This is a genomic window from Christiangramia pacifica (assembly GCF_057221535.1).
The window spans coordinates 1,500,796-1,519,450 of sequence record NZ_CM170146.1 but is presented as its reverse complement, the minus strand read 5'-3'; the positions used below and the strand labels follow the sequence as shown (position 1 = coordinate 1,519,450).

The following is an 18,655-nucleotide window of genomic DNA, read 5'->3' as shown; positions in this document are numbered from 1 at the left end:
TTATTGATATTATTGGTTAATTATTTAAGTTCAGAAGTTACTTCACCGCAGGTTAGCATGGCCTCCCCATAATAAGGATTTCTAACCTCTGAAGATAGGCTAAGCCAATCGGCGCCTTTATTATTATTCGCCATCGGGCAATGCTGTATGTAAATAGTTTTATCAAGATCATCAATACTTCCTGCGATCGCGATCATCTGTTGTGATAAGATCCTGAAATTTTCTCGCTGACTTTCCAGGCTTTTACTATTGGAAATCTTCGCCAGCATCTCGTTGATTTTATCTAAATGAGATTGAACCATTTTTGCGGAACTGCCTGCATCCAGTTCTTCCGATTTTTTCTGCAATTCAGAAGCAATTTCTGAAGTTTTTTCTTCATCTGAAGCAACCAAAGCATCTTTCAATTTGAAATAGCCTTGCAATATTCTTTTTAAATCCTCCTGAAATGTTGCTGAAAGTTTCATATCCATCGTCAATTCAGAAGTTTTTGAAGAAGTATTGTTCATCATTGACTTTTTCCCCTGCAATTGTGCCGCGGCATCTACCGTAAAGGTACCGTTAGTCACAATTTCTTCACCAGCTGAAAGACCTTCTATCACCTGGTAAGTTTCACCGCTCGAATTTCCCAGCTTCACTTCCCGCATCTCAAAAACAGGATGATCTTCCTTGGTTTTCACATAAACGAGGGAACGCTCTCCAGTCCACATTACGGCACTCCTTGGGATTTCCAGACTTTCCTGAGTTGAACTTTCAGCATTTTCAACTTTAGCCTTTACGAACATTCCTGGTTTTAATTTGTTATTCCGATTATTGAGAACCACGCGTACTTCCACCGTTCTTGAATTATTATCCAGCAAAGGATCAATAAATGAGATCTTTCCACTGAAATTTTCATTCGGGAGAGCATTTACTGAAATATCCATCGTCTGACCTTCCTCCAAATTCGAGATCTGAGATTCATAGGCATCAAAAACTGCCCAGACAGAATTCAGATTAGAAACTTTTAGGATAGGCATTCCGTCATTTATGTGAGAACCTTCCTCTACCATGATCTCTGTAACCGTTCCATTAACGTGAGAATAAATTGGAATGGAAGTTTTTACGTTTCCGGAATTTTCAATTTCATTCAGCATAGCCTCACTAATCTTCCAGTTCTTAAACTTGTTCCGTACAGCTTGATACAACTGCGGTTGAGAACTCTTAAGTTTAGCTGCTGTGATCAATTCCTGTTGTGCGGCAACCAGCTCCGGAGAATATACATTCGCAATAACCTGACCGGCACGTACCTTATCTCCTACCGTATTCACATACAGTTTTTCAATTCTGCCGTTAAAATGCGCCGGCATCGCTGCCTTTTCATCCTCGTTTACTTCCAGTTTTCCGGAAAGCATCATATCTCCTTCAAGTCCGCTTCCCTCTCCTACCACACTAGTCTCAATATTAGCCAGTTTCATGGCATTTTCTGTCATGCTAAATTGATCTGCTCCTAAACCGTCTGCGGAAGCATCAGCAGGAATCAGGTCCATACCACAGATGGGACAATCTCCCGGTTCCGGCTGCATGATCTGTGGATGCATGGAACAGGTCCACATTTGTTCCGCATCGGCTTGTTGATGATCATGATCTTCTGAATCTGAAGAATCATTAAAAATAATATACCCCAACACTAAGCCGGCAATGATCAACATTAAATAGATTATAAATTTTTTCATCTTTATTGCGTATTAACGGTTAGGTAATTCACCACAGCGTCTTGCTTGAACCAGGTGGTTACCGCCTCGATAAGTTTCATCTGTATATCTAATTGTATTTCCTGAATATCCAGCACATCATCAAAATCGATGGTGCCGGTTTCGTATTGTTTCAAGAGCAATTCTTCAGCATCACTGGCCTGCTCCAGGTTTTTTTCCTGAGTTTCAAATTTTATCCTGGCGGAAGCTCTTTCGTTAATAGCTTCACTTAATCTACTTTGAAGGTCATTTAAAGTCGCATCGCGGTCGAAGGAAATCTGTTCCTGTTTTAATTCGTTCTGCCTGCTTACCGAGCGGTATTTATTATTAAAGATCGGCACCGAAAAAGAGACCATCGGCATGAAAATATCTTTGCCATTATCTGAAAAATCCATATCGGTTCTTTCCTGAACGCTTACATAATCCAATCCAAATCCCACTTTTGGAGCAGCTTCCTGCTGATTTAATTTTTCTGAACTTGCAATACTTTCAGCGAACTTATCAAAGCGTCGCAACTCAGGATGTAAAGCCAGATCAATGTCTTTTGTCTTTTGAACTGGAATTATCAAGGTATCCTGAACTTCCACGTTTACAGCGTCTTCGTTCAATAATCTATTAAAGCTGATCTTTAAGGCGTCCTGCTGAAGTTTTATCATTTCCATCTTTTCTTCCAGATCATTCTGTTTCATTTTCAGTCTCAAGACTTCAACTGCTGAAGCTTTCCCCACTTCAATAGAATTTAAAGCCATGGTCCTGTAAACTTCCAGAAGGTCGATATTCTGCTGAAGGATTCCCAGCTTTTCTTCCAACTCATAGAGATCAAAATAAACCTGTGAAACATTCAATTCCAGATTTCTTTTCGCAATCTCAAGATTAGCTTCTTCCACGCTAACCATAGACCCCGCATACTCTTTTCGGGATTCTATAGTCCCGAACCAAGGCATCATTTGCCTAACCGAAACTCTGAATTTTTGGGCACCTGTTCGGGTTTCTGGTTCGCTAACAAAATATCCAAGACCAAATTCAGTATCGCCAAGAGTATTAGCTTCATTGATTCGCTCTTCAGCAATTTCTACTGAGGAATTCAAAGATTGAATCTCCGGATTGTTTTGAAGCGCTCTATTTTGATATTCTCTTAGCTGCTGTGCCTGTATAAAAACAGGAAGAATTAATATTATTAAGATTATGTTTTTCATGATCTTCTTATTTTAAGTTGAGACTCTTTTCTCCAGCTAAATAATACCGGCACTACGAAAAGGGTAATCAAAGCGATCAACATTCCTCCAAAGGCAGGAATTGCCATTGGGATCATAATGTCGCTACCTCTTCCTGTAGAAGTTAAGATTGGCAGTAAAGCGAGAATGGTCGTGGCAGTGGTCATTAAACATGGCCTTATTCGCTTCTCCCCTGCCTCGATCACAGATTGCCTGATCTGTTTTTTATTATCTGGATCATTCGCTTCGAAGGTCTGGGTTAAATATGTCGCCATTACCACACCATCATCTGTAGCAATTCCGAATAAGGCAATAAATCCAACCCAGACCGCAACACTTAAATTGATGGTTTTGATTTGGAACAATTGCCTGATATTTTCTCCGAACAGGCTGAAATCCATAAACCAATCCTGTCCATAAAACCAGATCATCAAAAATCCACCGCCAAAAGCTACCGCGATGCCAGCAAAAACCATCAGAGAAGTAGACACTGATTTAAACTGAAAATATAAAATCAAGAAAATGATCAATAATGATAGTGGAACCACCAGAGAAAGAGTTTTTTCCGCTCGAAGCTGATTCTCATAATTTCCAGTGAACCTGTATTTTAATCCTGCAGGAACGGTCAACTCGCCGTCATCAATTTTCTGCTGAATAAGCTCCTGGGCATTTTCTACCACATTAACCTCAGCGAAACCGTCAAGCTTGTCAAATAACACATACCCGGTAAGAAAAGTATTTTCACTTTTGATTACCTGTGGACCCTGCTCATACCTGATTTCAACCAATTCTCCGAGCGGCACCGGTGCTCCACCTTCCACCGGAACATAAATATCCTTAATATCCTGAGGATTTTCTCTAAGCTCTCTCGGGTAACGTACACGAATTCCATATCGCTCCCGACCTTCAACCGTCTGGCTAAGTTGCATCCCTCCTATAGCCACCTGCAAGACCTGTTGCACATCATCTATAGAAATTCCGTATCTGGCAAGTTTCTCTCTTTGAATATCAATGAGCAGGTAAGGTTTCCCAACAATCCGGTCTGCAAACACCGCTTCGTCTTTAACCCCTTCAGCTTCTTTTAAAATATTTTCAAGCTTCATCCCAAATTCCTGTATCTGCTGCAAATCCTGACCCTGCACTTTAATTCCCATTGGAGCTCGCATTCCTGTTTGTAACATGATCAAACGGGTTTCAATAGGCTGAAGTTTTGGTGCGGAAGTTACCCCGGGAAGTTTTGTAACTCTGGCGATCTCATTCCAGATATCATCCGGAGATTTAATTTCCGGGCGCCAGTTTCTGAAATACTCACCATCATCATCGGGAATCAATTGGGAAGCATTTAATCTTAAGGGATTACTGATTAGCGAATCCTGATATTCTTCCTGATTATCCAAATCAGAATTTGGATTTGCAGCAAGCTTTCCATTTTTCAGCACAAAATATCCATCTTCATTTACGCGATACCGTTGTTTTTCGCCATCTGTATTCTCCATATATTCAGTTTTATACTGAATAATATTTTCATACATAGACAATGGAGCCGGATCCAATGCAGATTCTGTTCGTCCGGCCTTCCCAACAACAGTTTCAATTTCAGGAAGGCTAGCTACAGCCATATCCAGTTGCTGCAACACTCTTTTATTTTCTTCTACGCCGGAATGCGGCAATGAAGTTGGCATCAGTAGAAAAGAGCCTTCATTAAGGGAAGGCATAAATTCCTTCCCGGTATTTTTCATGATAAAAAACCCAAGAATTATGATAGCTAACGGAATTGCAAGAAATAGAGCTTTATTCGCCAGTGTCCAGGTTAAGATCCTGACATAATATTTTTTGAAGAGATAGAATACGCTGAGAAGTCCAAAACTAATTACTGCTACAAAAACTAGATTTAGGAAAATACTGTTTTGCAGTCCAAGTGGTCTCCAGTATACTGAAAGCAATAATACGATCGTGATCACTGAAATTATGATCTTGAACAATTTACTCTGAGTATTATCAATTTTGTCAAATTTCAGTAGCAGATCTATTACTCCAAAAGCAACGAGAGCAATTCCTATCCAGTATCCAAAAATCATTGCTGCGAATCCGGATATGATGAGGATTGCAGGAAATATATAGCCAACCTCTCTTCTGAAGTTTCGCTTTTTGAAAAGAATCGCAGCGATTGGCGGAATTAAGAATAGTGCGACTAAAATAGAAGCGGTGAGCGCCATGGTTTTCGTGAAAGCCAATGGTCTGAATAGCTTCCCCTCTGCTCCAACCATCGTAAATACAGGAATAAAACTGATAATCGTGGTCAGCACAGCGGTTAAGATCGCTCCGGAAACTTCAGCAGTGGCATCATACACCAGCTGATTAATAGGCCTATCATCTTTCATATCCAGATGCCTGATGATATTTTCAGAAAGGATAATCCCCATATCCACCATGGTTCCTATAGCGATCGCAATTCCTGAAAGTGCCACAATATTTGCCGCCACACCGAAGATCTTCATGGAAATAAAAACCATAAGCACAGCAACCGGTAACAAACCTGAAATTAGAATGGAAGCTCTTAAATTGAAAACCATAATGATGATCACTAAGATCGTGATCAGGATTTCCATGGTAAGTGCTTCATTTAGGGTTCCCAAGGTTTCCTGGATCAGCTCTGTTCTGTCGTAGAATGGAACGATAGTAAGCTGGGATTCGGTGCCATCTTTAAGTGTTTTTGAAGGCAGACCGGAGCTAATTTCGGTGATTTCAGCTTTGACATTATTAATTACTTCCAATGGGTTCGCTCCGTAACGGGCAACCACAACGCCACCAACTACCTCAGCTCCTTCCTTGTCCAGGATTCCTCGACGGGAAGCAGGACCCATGGAAACATTGGCGATATCCTTTATTTTAATAGAGGTGTAATCTTCCGAAGTGACCACGGCATTTTCTATATCTTCCACCGACTTCACATATCCGAGTCCACGTACCAGGTATTCTGCCTGATTGATCTCCAAAGTCTGCGCACCGATCTCGCGATTGCTTTCTTTTACGGCCATGACCACCTGGTCCAGACCAATCCCGTATTGACGCATCAATTCTGGGTTTACATCCACCTGATATTGCTGAACATAACCACCAATACTGGCAACTTCTGAAACACCGCTAGCCCCAGAAAGTGCATATTTCACATAATAATCCTGAATACTTCGTAACTCCTGAAGATCCCAGCCACCGGTCACATTTCCGTATTTATCTCGACCTTCAAGTGTATACCAGAAGATCTGCCCAAGCCCCGTCGCATCTGGACCCAGCGTGGGGCTTACACCCTCAGGCAAAAGATTATCGGGAAGCGAATTCAGCTTTTCGAGGATTCTACTTCGGCTCCAGTAGAATTCAACATCTTCTTCAAAAATGATATAGATACTGGAAAAACCGAACATGGAAGAACTACGAATTGTCTTCACGCCCGGAATACCAAGTAAACTCGTGGTTAACGGATAGGTGATCTGGTCTTCAATATCCTGTGGTGAACGACCGGCCCAATCGGTAAAAATGATCTGTTGATTTTCACCGATATCGGGAATTGCATCCACGGCCACGGGATCATTCGGCAGCAAACCTGTATCCCAGTTAAAAGGTGAATTCATGATTCCCCAACCAACCAGCACTGCCAGTAAAATAAAGGCAATAAGTTTGTTTTCGATTAAATATTTGATGCTTTTATTCAGCATTATTCCATTATTAAAAATTAGAAATTAAGCGTATAAGGCAAGTTGCCACGGCATAAGATGCGTGGTTAAAATCTTAATTCTAATGATCAAATAAGGAAAACCTGGTCTTCCAGCTGAATGTCTGAAACCAGTAAGGGAGGTGAATAATCTTTAAAAGGAATGATCTGCTTTGGTAAACTCTCAAACAGATTTAAATAGGAAAAAGTAAATGTGGTAATAAATAATTGCTGATCAAAATCAAAAGAATCAAAGGAGATCTTTAATTCATCCTGACCTTCTACCGATACCTTTTCATTGGTACAACAATGAGATTCAGCGTTAGCAGACATTTGCATTCCACAGTTCTTTGCCTTGGAAAATACGGCCTTATCAACAAGGTGACTTCCACAGAAATGCTTATCAACCGTGAAAGACATTGTAGACAACATCACCATAAAGGCCATGCATAAAGAAATAATATGTTGAAAAGCTTTTTTCACTGCCTACAAAAATACATTTTTTTTGATTACCAGATATTTTGACCTGAATATCAGTGTAAACCTACATCAAAACAGGGGGATCAGGTTTCAATTTAATCGAAATTAATTTCAATTTATTTTTTTTCAGAAGGATACAAAGAGTCAGAAAATACTCATAGAAAATTACGAATAGTTATACGTAACTTTATAGTATTCAGTAATTTAAACCAATAAAAAGATGGAAGATAAAAAAATAATTGCGGTAGTGGGAGCGTCCGGCGCACAGGGAGGAGGATTAGTTCAAGCGATTCTGGAAGATCCTGAAGGAGGTTTTAAAGTTAGAGCGATTACTCGTAATGCCAATTCTGAGAAAGCATTGCAGTTAAAAAAATCTGGTGCCAAGATCGTAGAAGCCGACCTCGATGATAAAGCAAGTATCATTAAAGCATTCGACGGAGCTTATGGAGCCTATTGTATGACGAATTTCTGGGAACATTTCTCTCCGGAAAAAGAGTTGCAGCAGGCCAAGAATATGGCGGAGGCTGGAAAAGAGGTCGGATTAAAGCATATTATCTGGTCTACGCTGGAAGATACCAGAAAATGGATTTCTCTGGATGATGATAGAATGCCAACGTTGATGGAGAAATATAAGGTTCCTCATTTTGATGCTAAAGGCGAGGCTGACGAATATTTTGCGAAAAGTGGTGTTCCCTATACGCTATTATTCACATCTTTTTACTGGGATAATTTTATCAATTTCGGGATGGGACCACAAAAGGATGAAAAGGGAAATCTGGCCATCACTTTACCACTGGATAATAAACAGCTACCGGGCATTGCAGCTGAAGATATTGGAAAGTGTGCCTATGCTATATTTAAAGCCGGAAAAACATTTCAGAATAAGATTGTAGCGATCGCCGGAGAGCATTTAACCGGAAAGGAAATGGCTACTCTTTTCTCAGAAATTTATGGCAAAGAGGTCAGTTACAATGCAATTTCACCCGAAGTCTATAGAAGTTTTGATTTTCCAGGTGCGGATGATCTGGGAAACATGTTTCAATTTAAAGTTGAGCAGGAAGAATATTTCTGCACCATTAGAGATGTAAACGCTACCCGAAAATTATATCCCGGATTACTAAATTTCAAGGACTGGTTATTGAAGAACAAAAATAAAATGGAGGTCTGAGCTCGTATTTAAATTTTCTTATAGTTCTTCAACCTGTAATAATGAAAGGCAGGTAATAGAATTAGCAAAAATAATGGATGGATCAGAAAACGGCGCACGTAAAAAAGTGCGAGGTAATGTTCCCGTTCGATATTTAGTACCAGGAAAATAAAAATCGCCGTTGCGAGAATGTATAAAACTGCGTACATCAGCGCAGAGAATTTCAAAATATTGAAATCTTTAAAGCTATAGTAGATGATAGCCAGAGAGATTGCGGAATTGAGACAATATCTCAAGGTTAAATTGAACATTAATTTCGCCATGTCCATAGGTGGAATGATCCCCAAAAGATAATCTGATTTAAAAAAAATGATCAGCGGGTCGTAGAAAAGCTGTTGCTCAAAAAACCTGATAGCAGCCAGTAGTAAGACCAGCAGACCTATTTGAAAAAATCGTAGTATGTTTCTGTTCAGCCTTTTTTCCATCGAGAATAAATTCTAACCCATATTAGCCAGAGGAGAAAAACAGTTCCGTAGATGGCCAGCGGAAAAAATATGGAATGCATGAAACCTGAATATTCCGGATATTCGTAAATACTAACGGCGAGTATTACAATTCTTAGAATGTTGATTGTGTATATTATGACCGAACCAGCAAACAAATAGAGAAAGGTGAGTACCGGTTTGCCGAAAAATGCCAGCACGAACGAGGCGAACAAGATTATAATGCTAACGGAATTACAACCTTCCACGATGCCGGCTAAAAAATAATCTCCAACCATCAGTTTCATGGAAAGGCCTGTGTAGTGCATAACTACATCAACATTTTCATAGCCTAACCCCTGCATTACCGTTCCGCTTTGTCTCGCAACCAATTGCGTTATGGGATCTGGTACTGGAGTTTCAGTATCATATAAAATCAAAAAACCATTGTAGAGACTCGAAAACAGGAAATAACTACCAAGAAAGATAAAAATGAATCTAAGAACTAGTCGGTATTTTCTGAAAAGACTGAGCAAATTTCGGAGGCGTTTTTAACAAATTTATTGAATTAGAGTGCTCCCTTTACATGAGAAAATGAATACTTTTGCACTAAAGATTGTTAATATGACTTTTGATAAGCTAAAACCACAAATAGAAGAGATTCTTCAGGATAAAAATAAAGATGTAGACCATCGTCTAACGCAAGTTTGCGAAGTTCTTGAATCAAACATCCCCTACTACGACTGGGTAGGTTTTTATTTTAAGAATGGAGATAAAGATGAGCTAAAACTAAAATCTTTCGCCGGAGAACCTACAGATCACGAGATCATTCCTTTTGGAAAGGGAATTTGCGGACAGGTTGCAGTATCAAATAAAAATTTCGTGGTGCCAGATGTAAAGGCTCAGAACAATTACATCGCCTGTAGTATCCACGTTAAGGCTGAGATCGTCATTCCATTATTTCTTAATGGAGAAAATATTGGGCAGATAGATATCGATAGTCATACCGAAGATCCTTTCTCCCACGAAGATGAAATGTTCCTGGAATGGGTAAATGAAAAAGTTTCTGAAATCCTGTAATATTTACAACTATAAACAAAAAAAGAAAGCCTCGTTGATTCGGGGCTTTCTTTATTCATAGCGTGTAGGCAAGTTGAACTTTGTAGTTCAATATTTTTCTAAAATTGAAAGGCAATAATGACAAATAGAATTATAAAAAATCCTATTAATTGCATTACAGACGATAGATAATCTTTTTCAATTTCATTTCCCATTTTCCCAGATTTTTGATTTAAATATAGGCAAGGGAATCACTGCTAATTAGGCATTTAACTAACTTTAGTTCTTTTTATAAGATTTTAAGGAAAAATATGTCAGAAGACATTTCAATATTAACGAGACTTTTACATTCCAGTTCTAATGGCCTCCACAGGATCAAGCTTAGAAGCTGATATTGCAGGGATTATTCCGGAGATCAAACCAATCATGGCGGAAACTGCAGTTCCTATCAATACATTTAAGGGTGATAATACGAATTCAAAATCACCGGTAAATTGAGATGCAATTATAGAAACGAGCCAGACAATAAATAATCCAACCATTCCTCCAATTACTGAAAGTATAATAGCTTCAAAAAGAAATTGAGAAAGAATGAACTTGTTCTTCGCTCCTAAGGATTTCTGAATTCCAATAAGGTTCGTTCTTTCCTTCACGCTTACGAACATAATATTGGCAATACCAAAGCCCCCAACAAGTAAGGAAAATCCACTAATTACGAGTCCAATCAAATTCAGCTGACCCGTGATATTATCAATAAAATCAGCAAATCCCTGAAGTTGATTGACAAAGAAGGTATTTACGTCACCAGGTTTGATTCCGCGGAGACTGCGAAGTTGCTGTTCAAGAATGGCAATAAATTCCGCATTATCCACACCATCTTCAGGTTTTAATACGATTTGTGGGAATACTGTGTTTTTTGCCGTTCCGTAGATTCTGCGTGCGAAATTTGCCGGTGCAAATGCCTGTCCATCTCGTGATTCTCCGAAAATTGAAGAACCCTGCTTTTTCAGAACACCAATTACCGTCGCTTTTCTACCCTGTATTCTAACATCTTTACCAATAGGATCAATTGTTCCAAACAAATTCGAAGCGACTTCATGACCAAGCACGATTACCGGAGACCCACTTACAGATTCCGCCTCGTTATAGAACCTTCCACTTTCAAGCTCCATGGCTTCAATATCGTAATACTCGTGGGTAACACCTCCAAATCCCACTCCTGAACTGGTTACATCCTGAAATTTAATTGATGTATTTCCCGGTACACCCAATACAAAGCTCACCGCTTCCACATCAGGTAGATTCTTCTTTAAATACTGATATTCTTCATAAGTAACATCAGGAAATTGTTCACGCTTCCATCTTGGGATATCTGATGGACCAAAATTGAAACGCATAACAATGATAGTAGAGTTATCCAAAGCACTCAGGCTACCGGTAATATCCTTTTTAAGGGAATCTACCGCTGCCAGCACGGCAATGATCGAAAATATACCAATAGTTACCCCTAAAAGCGAAAGAAAAGTTCGCAAACGGTTATTCTTAAGTGCGCTAATTGCAAAATTAAAGCTTTCCTTAAGTACGCGTAGATAGATTAGCATGGTATAAAATCAGCGGTTTTTGGACGATTTAAAGATAGGACGCATGATGTAATTTTTCGTTACAAAATTTATCGAGAATTCATTCTTTCAACTTTCAAATTTTTGGCTTAATTAGTTACTTTTGCTGCTTTAACAAACACAACACAATGAGCGAATTAAAACAAGCAAAATCTGCTTTAATTTCAGTTTTTAGCAAAAACGGACTAGAACCCATCGTTAGAAAAATAGATGATCTTGGAATCACTATTTATTCTACCGGTGGAACCGAAAAATTCATCAAAGACCTGGGCATCAATGTGATTCCTGTTGAGGATGTTACTTCCTATCCTTCCATTCTTGGAGGAAGGGTTAAAACATTACATCCAAAAGTTTTCGGAGGAATTCTTAATCGTCAGGATCATGAAGGCGATGTAAAAGAACTGGAACAATATGAAATTCCGCAGATAGACATTGTGATTGTGGATCTTTACCCATTTGAAAAAACGGTTGCTTCCGGAGCATCAGAACAGGATATTATCGAAAAGATCGATATTGGTGGTATTTCACTTATTCGTGCAGCTGCTAAAAACTTTAAAGATGTGACCTGTGTTTCTTCCGTAGAAGATTACCAGGAATTTTTAAATCTTCTGAATGAAAAAAATGGGGAAACAAATTTAGCAGACCGAAAGAGATTTGCTGCGAAGGCGTTCAATATTTCTTCACATTACGATTCTGCAATTTTCAATTATTTCAATGCTGAAGGTGAGATTAATTCTTTTAAGCAAAGTGAACTTACTGGAAAGGAATTGAGGTATGGTGAAAATCCGCATCAAAAAGGAACTTTTTACGGAGACTTTGATGCTATTTTTGACAAACTGCACGGTAAAGAGCTTTCTTATAACAACTTACTGGATGTAGATGCAGCGGTAAACCTTATGAACGAGTTCAAAGGTGAGGCTCCAACTTTCGCTATTTTGAAGCATAATAATGCCTGTGGAATCGCTCAACGGGATACCATCCACCAGGCTTATGTAGATGCATTGGCAGGAGATCCAGTTTCAGCATTTGGAGGAATTTTGATCAGCAATGTGGAAATCGACGCCGAAACTGCTGAAGAAATCCACAAACTTTTCTGCGAAGTGGTGATCGCTCCATCATTTTCAGACGAAGCCTTAGAAATTTTAAAAGGAAAAAAGAACAGGATTATATTGGTTCTAAAAGATATTGAACTTCCAAAAAGTCAGGTTAGAACATGCCTGAACGGCGTTTTAGTTCAGGATAAGGATTTAAAATCTGATACCATGGAAGATCTTCAACAGGCCACAGATAATAAAGCTACCGAAGAGGAGTTATCTGACATGATATTTGCTTCAAAGATTTGCAAACACACTAAATCTAATACCATCGTTCTAGCGAAAAACAAGCAACTTTGCGCAAGTGGGACAGGACAGACTTCAAGAGTTGATGCCCTTACCCAGAGTATAGACAAAGCGAGGTCATTTAATTTTGACCTAAAGGGAGCAGTTATGGCCAGCGATGCATTTTTCCCTTTTCCAGATTGTGTAGAGATCGCCGGAAACGCAGGAATTACTGCGGTAATCCAGCCAGGAGGATCTATTAAAGATCAACTGAGCATAGATTATTGCAATGAGAATAATATCGCTATGGTGATGACAGGAACGCGCCATTTTAAACATTAATTTTAGTACATTTACCCAAACCTCAATACTTAAAATACACTATGGGATTTTTTGACTTTCTCATTGAAGAAATTGCAATCGACTTAGGTACCGCCAACACTCTTATTATACATAACGACAAAGTTGTTGTAGATAGCCCTTCTATTGTAGCCCGCGACAGAACTTCCGGTAAGATTACTGCCGTTGGAAAGGAAGCCGCGATGATGCAAGGAAAGACTCATGAGAATATCAAAACCATACGTCCTTTAAAAGATGGTGTTATTGCCGATTTTGATGCCAGCGAAAAAATGCTGACGATGTTCATCAAAGAAATTCCAGCATTAAAGAAAAAGCTATTCACGCCCGCCCTTAGAATGGTGATCTGTATTCCCTCAGGAATTACTGAAGTGGAAATGCGTGCGGTTAAAGAAAGTGCAGAAAGAGTAAACGGTAAAGAGGTTTATCTAATTCACGAACCAATGGCCGCAGCGATTGGTATTGGAGTAGATATCATGCAACCAAAAGGAAACATGATCGTGGATATTGGAGGTGGTACTACCGAGATCGCGGTAATCGCTTTGGGTGGTATCGTTTGTGACAAATCGGTTAAAATTGCCGGTGACGTTTTCACCAATGATATCGTTTATTATATGCGAACTCAGCACAACCTTTATGTGGGTGAGCGTACTGCGGAAAAAATTAAAATTCAGATAGGTGCAGCGACTGAAGATCTTGAAGTTCCGCCAGACGAAATGAGCGTTCAGGGTCGAGACCTTTTAACAGGTAAGCCAAAACAGGTAAATATTTCTTACCGTGAGATTGCTAAAGCTCTTGATAAATCAATTCTAAGAATTGAAGATGCGGTGATGGAAACTTTATCACAAACTCCCCCGGAACTTGCTGCCGATATTTATAATACAGGTATTTATCTTGCTGGTGGTGGATCTATGTTAAGAGGCCTGGATAAACGTTTATCTCAGAAAACCGATCTTCCTGTTTATATCGCAGAAGATCCTTTACGAGCAGTAGTTCGTGGTACTGGAATTACCTTAAAAACGCTGAACAGATATAAAGGAATTTTGATCAAGTAGGAGAAGCTTAATTTATGCAGCAGATTTTCAACTTTCTTATAAGGAATAAGAATTCAATTTTATTCTTAATCCTGCTTGCTGTATCAATTTTTCTTACCATTCAGAATCACGCATTTCAGAAAAGCCGATTTATAAGTTCTGCAAATTTTGTGACAGGAGGGATTTATTCCTGGTCTAACAATATCAATACCTATCTGCATCTTGATGAATACAATGAGAGGCTGTTGGAAGAAAACAATAAGCTCCGAAACATTATTTCTAACATCAATGATAGCATTTCTGTAGAAAAACAACTGGATAGCACTTCATTTGAAGGCGATTATCTTTTCAGAACTGCGAGAGTTATTAATAACAATTTTGCTAAAAAAGACAATTATCTAACCCTGAACAGAGGAGAGAGTTCTGGGATCAAACCTGAATATGGTGTAATTACCAGTCAGGGAATTGTAGGAATCGTAGACAGGATCAATGATAACTATTCACGGGTAATTTCAATTTTGAATAGCAGATCGAGGATCAATGCCCAGCTGAATAATACCAATCATTTTGGTAGTCTGGTTTGGGATGGGAATGATCCAAATATTGTTCAGCTCATCGATGTTCCACGACAGGCTCCTCTTAAAAAAGGAGATACAATAATCACCGGTGGGCGCTCGTTGATCTTTCCAAAAGGATTGCCAATTGGTAAGATCGAAGATTTTACGCTGGATCAGACACAAAGTTACTACACGATCAATATCAAATTATTTAATGATATGACGAATATTGGTTATGTGTATGTCATTGAAAATGTGAACAGGGAAGCTATAGAAAATTTGCAGGAGACCACCGATGAATAGTAAGTTATTTTCAAATATTGCCCGATTTATAATCCTGATCTTTTTACAGGTTTTGATCCTGAATAATATCAATTTTGCAGGTTATATCAACCCATATTTATACGTGCTTTTCATCCTACTTTATCCTTTCGCAGGAAACCAAAGTCTATTCTTATTTCTTTCCTTTTTGCTGGGAATAAGCGTGGATATTTTTGAAGATAGCGGTGGAATAAATGCTGCTGCCTGCCTGGTTGCTGCTTTTGTAAGACCGAATTTATTGCGTTTCTCTTTCGGGATTAGTTATGATCACCAGAATATTAGATTGGCGAACACACCTTTTGGTGCGAAACTGAGCTATATTTTTTTGATGGTAATCATCCATCATTTTGTTCTATTTTCCTTGGAAATGTTCAGCCTAAATCATATACTCTTGATACTGAAAAAAACATTATTTTCAAGTATATTCACGGTAATCCTAACACTTTTAAGCCTTACCCTGTTCAGCAAGAAATATAGATGAGAAAAGTACTGCTTTATATAACCATTTTAACTACAGGTATACTATTTATTGGAAGGTTATTTTATCTCCAGGTAGTAGATACTTCGCTGGCTATCCGATCACAGGATAATGCCATTAAGGTGGTGTATGATTATCCTCAGCGAGGTTATATTTATGATCGGGATGGTGAATTAATGGTTTCCAATCAGCCGTCTTATGATGTGATGGTGATCCCTAGAAATCTAAAGCCATTCGATACCACAGAATTCTGTAATATCCTCAATCTTTCAAGAGAAGATCTTGAGAAAAAACTTGACAAGGCGCGAATCTATTCACCCATGCTTCCATCTGTAGTTATTCCGCAGCTTACCAAAAGTGAATATGCGATACTTCAGGAGAAAATGAGAAATTATGAAGGTTTTTATATCCAGAAGCGTTCTTTAAGAGATTACCAGGTAGATCATAGTGCCAATGTTTTAGGCTATATAGCTGAAGTAAACCAAAGTATTGTAAACAAGAATCCCTATTACATTTCTGGTGACCTTATAGGCCGTGCTGGTGTGGAAGAAACCTACGAAGATCTTCTTCGTGGAGTAAAAGGGGTAAAATATATTCAGAAGGATCGTTTTAACCGTGATATTGGCCCCTATAAAGAGGGAATCTATGATACGCTCCCTGAAAAAGGAAAGGATATTACGCTTACTGTGGATGCCGCCCTGCAGGATTACGGTCAGCGATTAATGAAAGATAAGCGAGGTGGTATTGTTGCACTTGAGCCTGAAACAGGTGAGATCCTGGCGCTCATCACAGCTCCTACTTACGATCCAGCTAAACTTGTGGGACGTAAACGTTCGCCTAATTTCACGGAGTTGTATTACGATACGATTGCAAGGCCCTTGTATGACCGGGGACTTTTAGCTCAATATCCTCCAGGATCACCATTTAAAACATTAAATGCGCTGATTGGTTTACAGGAGGGCGTGGTAGACACAGATGACGCTTTCTCCTGTAATCACGGTTACTCCTATGGTAGAGGAAGAAAATTAGGCTGTCATGCGCACAGAAGCCCGTTATCCATGGTTCCGGGAATCGCTCAGTCCTGTAACGCATATTTTGCCAACGTTTATCGCAGAATTATTGAAAAGTATAATACTCCTCAGGAAGGAATGGATGCCTGGAATGCGCATCTAAAAAGCTTCGGACTGGGACAGTACATGGGTAATGACCTCAGCACCGGACAACCCGGGAAGATCCCTGATTCAGAATATTATAACCAGATCTATAACTATCCAACTTATAAATGGTTTGCTACGGCTACTATTTCGAATGCTATTGGACAGGGTGAGGTTTTAATGACACCTATCCAGCTTGCCAATATGGCCGCAACTATCAGCAATAAAGGATGGTATTATACGCCTCATATTCTGAAAGAAATCAATGGTCAGCCGATCAAAGAGGAAAAATTCACGAAAAAGAACTATACCACAATCGAAGCAAAAAACTTTGAACCGGTAATAGAAGGAATGCATGAGGTTTACAAAAGTGGTACCGCTTCTACCCTTAGAATTCCTGGCGTCGAGATCGCAGGAAAAACCGGAACGGCTGAAAACTTTACGAAAATCGATGGTAAAAGAGTTCAGCTGACTGACCATTCTATTTTTGTGGCATTTGCTCCTGTTGAAAATCCTAAGATCGCAATAGCAGTTTTCGTTGAAAATGGATATTGGGGAAGCAGGTATGCCGGAAGAATTGCGAGTTTGATGATCGAAAAATACATGAAGGGAACCATTACCAGGACTGATATGGAAGAATGGATCCTTAGCCACAGCCTTGAAAACGAATACGAAAAACCTTTAAGCGGGGAACCTTTTATAATCAATCAGTAAATGGCGAAAAGCAGCGCAGCAGGATTCGACTGGATCAGCATTTTTATTTACCTAATTTTAATCTGCTTTGGCTGGGCCAATATATATTCCGCATCACTTGGAAGTACGCCAGGTTCATTTTTCGATCTTGATCAACCTTATGGAAAACAGGCTCTTTTTATAGGTTTAAGTATTTTCCTGATCATTATAGTTTTGTCTATAGAAGCCAAATTCTATCAACGCTTTTCAAGTATCATCTATATTATTTCCCTGCTGTCACTGGCAGGATTATTTGTTTTTGGAAAAACGATTTCCGGAGCAACCTCCTGGTATTCTTTTGGAAGTTTTGGTCTTCAACCTTCAGAATTTGCCAAATTTGCCACTGCGCTGGCGCTGGCCAAATACCTGAGTGATATTCAAACAAACATCAGGCGATTAAGTCACCAGGTTAAAGCTTTTATTATTATCGCAATTCCGGCATTGCTGATCGTTCCTCAACCCGATCCCGGAAGTGCATTGGTATATGCTGCTTTCTTTTTTCCACTTTATCGTGAAGGTTTATCCGGGTTTTACCTGGTTACGGGTCTTTCAGCAGTAGCAGTATTTATTTTAACCCTTATTATAGGGCCAATATGGGTGAGTGTAGCGGTTCTCGCCATCGGCCTCCTCATATTCTTCAGGAAAAGAAAAAAACGTCCGGGAAGGCTTTTAATCACGCTTTTTGCAATTATTTCAGTCGCGCTGAGCTTTTCGGTAAATTATATTTTCGAAAATGTCTTTGAACAGCGTCACCGCGATCGGTTCAATATTGTTCTGGGAAAAGAAGTTGATTCCAGAGGTATTGGTTATAATACCAATCAAAGTGAGATCGCTATAGGGAGCGGTGGATGGCTTGGAAAAGGCTGGACGGAAGGAACTCAAACCAAAGGCCACTTTGTCCCCGAACAACATACCGATTATATTTTCAGTACCGTAGGCGAAGAATGGGGATTCCTGGGAAGTGCCATGGTGGTGATCTTATTTGTATTGCTCTTACTCAGACTTTTAGTTCTTGCCGAAAGACAGCGCAATCAATTTTACAGGGTTTATGGATATTCGGTAATTGGAATTCTCTTTATACACTTTCTCGTGAATATCGGGATGGTCATTGGAGTTTTCCCAACTGTTGGAATCCCTCTGCCCTTCTTCAGTTATGGTGGTTCCGGACTCTGGGGATTCACCATTTTACTATTCATTTTTATAAAGCTGGATTCTGACAGGCTTTCTTACTAGGAGCATTTATCAACCATCAATAGTATAGCG

15 protein-coding genes are annotated in these 18,655 nt (G+C 39.3%); 8 read left to right on the top strand and 7 right to left on the bottom strand.

Annotation, left to right across the window (positions count from 1 at the left end):
* Positions 1-20: 20 nt before the first annotated feature.
* The 4 genes from AC2S94_RS06940 to AC2S94_RS06925 form a co-directional block, all read right to left on the bottom strand.
* Complete coding sequence (locus tag AC2S94_RS06940; RefSeq protein ID WP_484630744.1) at positions 21-1,712, bottom strand: efflux RND transporter periplasmic adaptor subunit; 1,692 nt, start codon at positions 1,710-1,712, stop codon at positions 21-23.
* A gap of 2 nt (positions 1,713-1,714) precedes the next feature.
* Positions 1,715-2,926: a TolC family protein gene (locus AC2S94_RS06935; protein WP_484630743.1), complete on the bottom strand. Its 1,212-nt coding sequence runs from the start codon at positions 2,924-2,926 to the stop codon at positions 1,715-1,717.
* Positions 2,923-6,657: an efflux RND transporter permease subunit gene (locus AC2S94_RS06930; RefSeq protein WP_484630742.1), complete on the bottom strand. Its 3,735-nt coding sequence runs from the start codon at positions 6,655-6,657 to the stop codon at positions 2,923-2,925. Before AC2S94_RS06930 ends, AC2S94_RS06935 begins: the two co-directional genes overlap by 4 nt.
* A gap of 86 nt (positions 6,658-6,743) precedes the next feature.
* Entirely contained in the window at positions 6,744-7,136 is a 393-nt protein-coding gene (locus AC2S94_RS06925) for an HYC_CC_PP family protein (protein ID WP_484630741.1), read from the bottom strand.
* A 217-nt stretch (positions 7,137-7,353) separates the two neighbouring features.
* On the opposite strand from AC2S94_RS06925, the gene AC2S94_RS06920 reads away from it, so the two are divergent.
* Positions 7,354-8,301 (top strand): NmrA/HSCARG family protein, encoded by a 948-nt coding sequence (locus AC2S94_RS06920; protein WP_484630740.1) that lies wholly within the window; start codon positions 7,354-7,356, stop codon positions 8,299-8,301.
* An 8-nt stretch (positions 8,302-8,309) separates the two neighbouring features.
* Here AC2S94_RS06920 and AC2S94_RS06915 read toward each other — a convergent pair whose 3' ends face one another.
* On the bottom strand, positions 8,310-8,765 hold the full coding sequence (locus AC2S94_RS06915; protein WP_484630739.1) for an exosortase F system-associated membrane protein: 456 nt from the start codon (positions 8,763-8,765) through the stop codon (positions 8,310-8,312).
* Entirely contained in the window at positions 8,750-9,298 is a 549-nt protein-coding gene (xrtF, locus tag AC2S94_RS06910) for an exosortase family protein XrtF (protein WP_484630738.1), read from the bottom strand. The genes AC2S94_RS06915 and xrtF overlap by 16 nt, the downstream gene beginning before the upstream one ends.
* Before the next feature lie 88 nt (positions 9,299-9,386).
* Between xrtF and AC2S94_RS06905 the strand changes: the two genes are divergently transcribed.
* Complete coding sequence (locus tag AC2S94_RS06905; RefSeq protein WP_484630737.1) at positions 9,387-9,842, top strand: GAF domain-containing protein; 456 nt, start codon at positions 9,387-9,389, stop codon at positions 9,840-9,842.
* 323 nt (positions 9,843-10,165) lie between these two features.
* Here the strand turns inward: AC2S94_RS06905 and AC2S94_RS06900 are convergent, their stop codons facing one another.
* On the bottom strand, positions 10,166-11,422 hold the full coding sequence (locus AC2S94_RS06900; protein WP_484630736.1) for an ABC transporter permease: 1,257 nt from the start codon (positions 11,420-11,422) through the stop codon (positions 10,166-10,168).
* A gap of 146 nt (positions 11,423-11,568) precedes the next feature.
* On the opposite strand from AC2S94_RS06900, the gene purH reads away from it, so the two are divergent.
* The 6 genes from purH to rodA are packed head-to-tail and all read left to right on the top strand — an operon-like array spanning position 11,569 to position 18,625.
* Positions 11,569-13,101, top strand: coding sequence for a bifunctional phosphoribosylaminoimidazolecarboxamide formyltransferase/IMP cyclohydrolase (purH, locus tag AC2S94_RS06895; protein WP_484630735.1), 1,533 nt, complete (start codon positions 11,569-11,571; stop codon positions 13,099-13,101).
* A 41-nt stretch (positions 13,102-13,142) separates the two neighbouring features.
* The gene (locus AC2S94_RS06890; RefSeq protein WP_026914537.1) at positions 13,143-14,171 is read left to right on the top strand and encodes a rod shape-determining protein; all 1,029 of its coding nucleotides are present in this window, start codon (positions 13,143-13,145) and stop codon (positions 14,169-14,171) included.
* 14 nt (positions 14,172-14,185) lie between these two features.
* Entirely contained in the window at positions 14,186-15,010 is an 825-nt protein-coding gene (gene mreC / locus AC2S94_RS06885) for a rod shape-determining protein MreC (protein ID WP_484630734.1), read from the top strand.
* Positions 15,003-15,509, top strand: coding sequence for a rod shape-determining protein MreD (locus tag AC2S94_RS06880; protein ID WP_484630733.1), 507 nt, complete (start codon positions 15,003-15,005; stop codon positions 15,507-15,509). Before mreC ends, AC2S94_RS06880 begins: the two co-directional genes overlap by 8 nt.
* Complete coding sequence (gene mrdA, locus AC2S94_RS06875; protein ID WP_484630732.1) at positions 15,506-17,374, top strand: penicillin-binding protein 2; 1,869 nt, start codon at positions 15,506-15,508, stop codon at positions 17,372-17,374. The genes AC2S94_RS06880 and mrdA overlap by 4 nt, the downstream gene beginning before the upstream one ends.
* On the top strand, positions 17,375-18,625 hold the full coding sequence (rodA, locus tag AC2S94_RS06870) for a rod shape-determining protein RodA (RefSeq protein ID WP_484630731.1): 1,251 nt from the start codon (positions 17,375-17,377) through the stop codon (positions 18,623-18,625). It begins immediately after the preceding gene.
* The last annotated feature ends 30 nt before the right edge of the window (positions 18,626-18,655 follow it).

Bases quoted from the DNA above. Each gene is read 5' to 3' on its own strand.
- AC2S94_RS06940 (WP_484630744.1), bottom strand. From the start codon at position 1,712: ATGAAAAAATTTATAATCTATTTAATGTTGATCATTGCCGGCTTAGTG.
- AC2S94_RS06935 (WP_484630743.1), bottom strand. From the start codon at position 2,926: ATGAAAAACATAATCTTAATAATATTAATTCTTCCTGTTTTTATACAG.
- AC2S94_RS06930 (WP_484630742.1), bottom strand. From the start codon at position 6,657: ATGCTGAATAAAAGCATCAAATATTTAATCGAAAACAAACTTATTGCC.
- AC2S94_RS06920 (WP_484630740.1), top strand. From the start codon at position 7,354: ATGGAAGATAAAAAAATAATTGCGGTAGTGGGAGCGTCCGGCGCACAG.
- AC2S94_RS06915 (WP_484630739.1), bottom strand. From the start codon at position 8,765: ATGGAAAAAAGGCTGAACAGAAACATACTACGATTTTTTCAAATAGGT.
- AC2S94_RS06905 (WP_484630737.1), top strand. From the start codon at position 9,387: ATGACTTTTGATAAGCTAAAACCACAAATAGAAGAGATTCTTCAGGAT.
- AC2S94_RS06900 (WP_484630736.1), bottom strand. From the start codon at position 11,422: ATGCTAATCTATCTACGCGTACTTAAGGAAAGCTTTAATTTTGCAATT.
- purH (WP_484630735.1), top strand. From the start codon at position 11,569: ATGAGCGAATTAAAACAAGCAAAATCTGCTTTAATTTCAGTTTTTAGC.
- AC2S94_RS06890 (WP_026914537.1), top strand. From the start codon at position 13,143: ATGGGATTTTTTGACTTTCTCATTGAAGAAATTGCAATCGACTTAGGT.
- mreC (WP_484630734.1), top strand. From the start codon at position 14,186: ATGCAGCAGATTTTCAACTTTCTTATAAGGAATAAGAATTCAATTTTA.
- AC2S94_RS06880 (WP_484630733.1), top strand. From the start codon at position 15,003: ATGAATAGTAAGTTATTTTCAAATATTGCCCGATTTATAATCCTGATC.
- mrdA (WP_484630732.1), top strand. From the start codon at position 15,506: ATGAGAAAAGTACTGCTTTATATAACCATTTTAACTACAGGTATACTA.
- rodA (WP_484630731.1), top strand. From the start codon at position 17,375: ATGGCGAAAAGCAGCGCAGCAGGATTCGACTGGATCAGCATTTTTATT.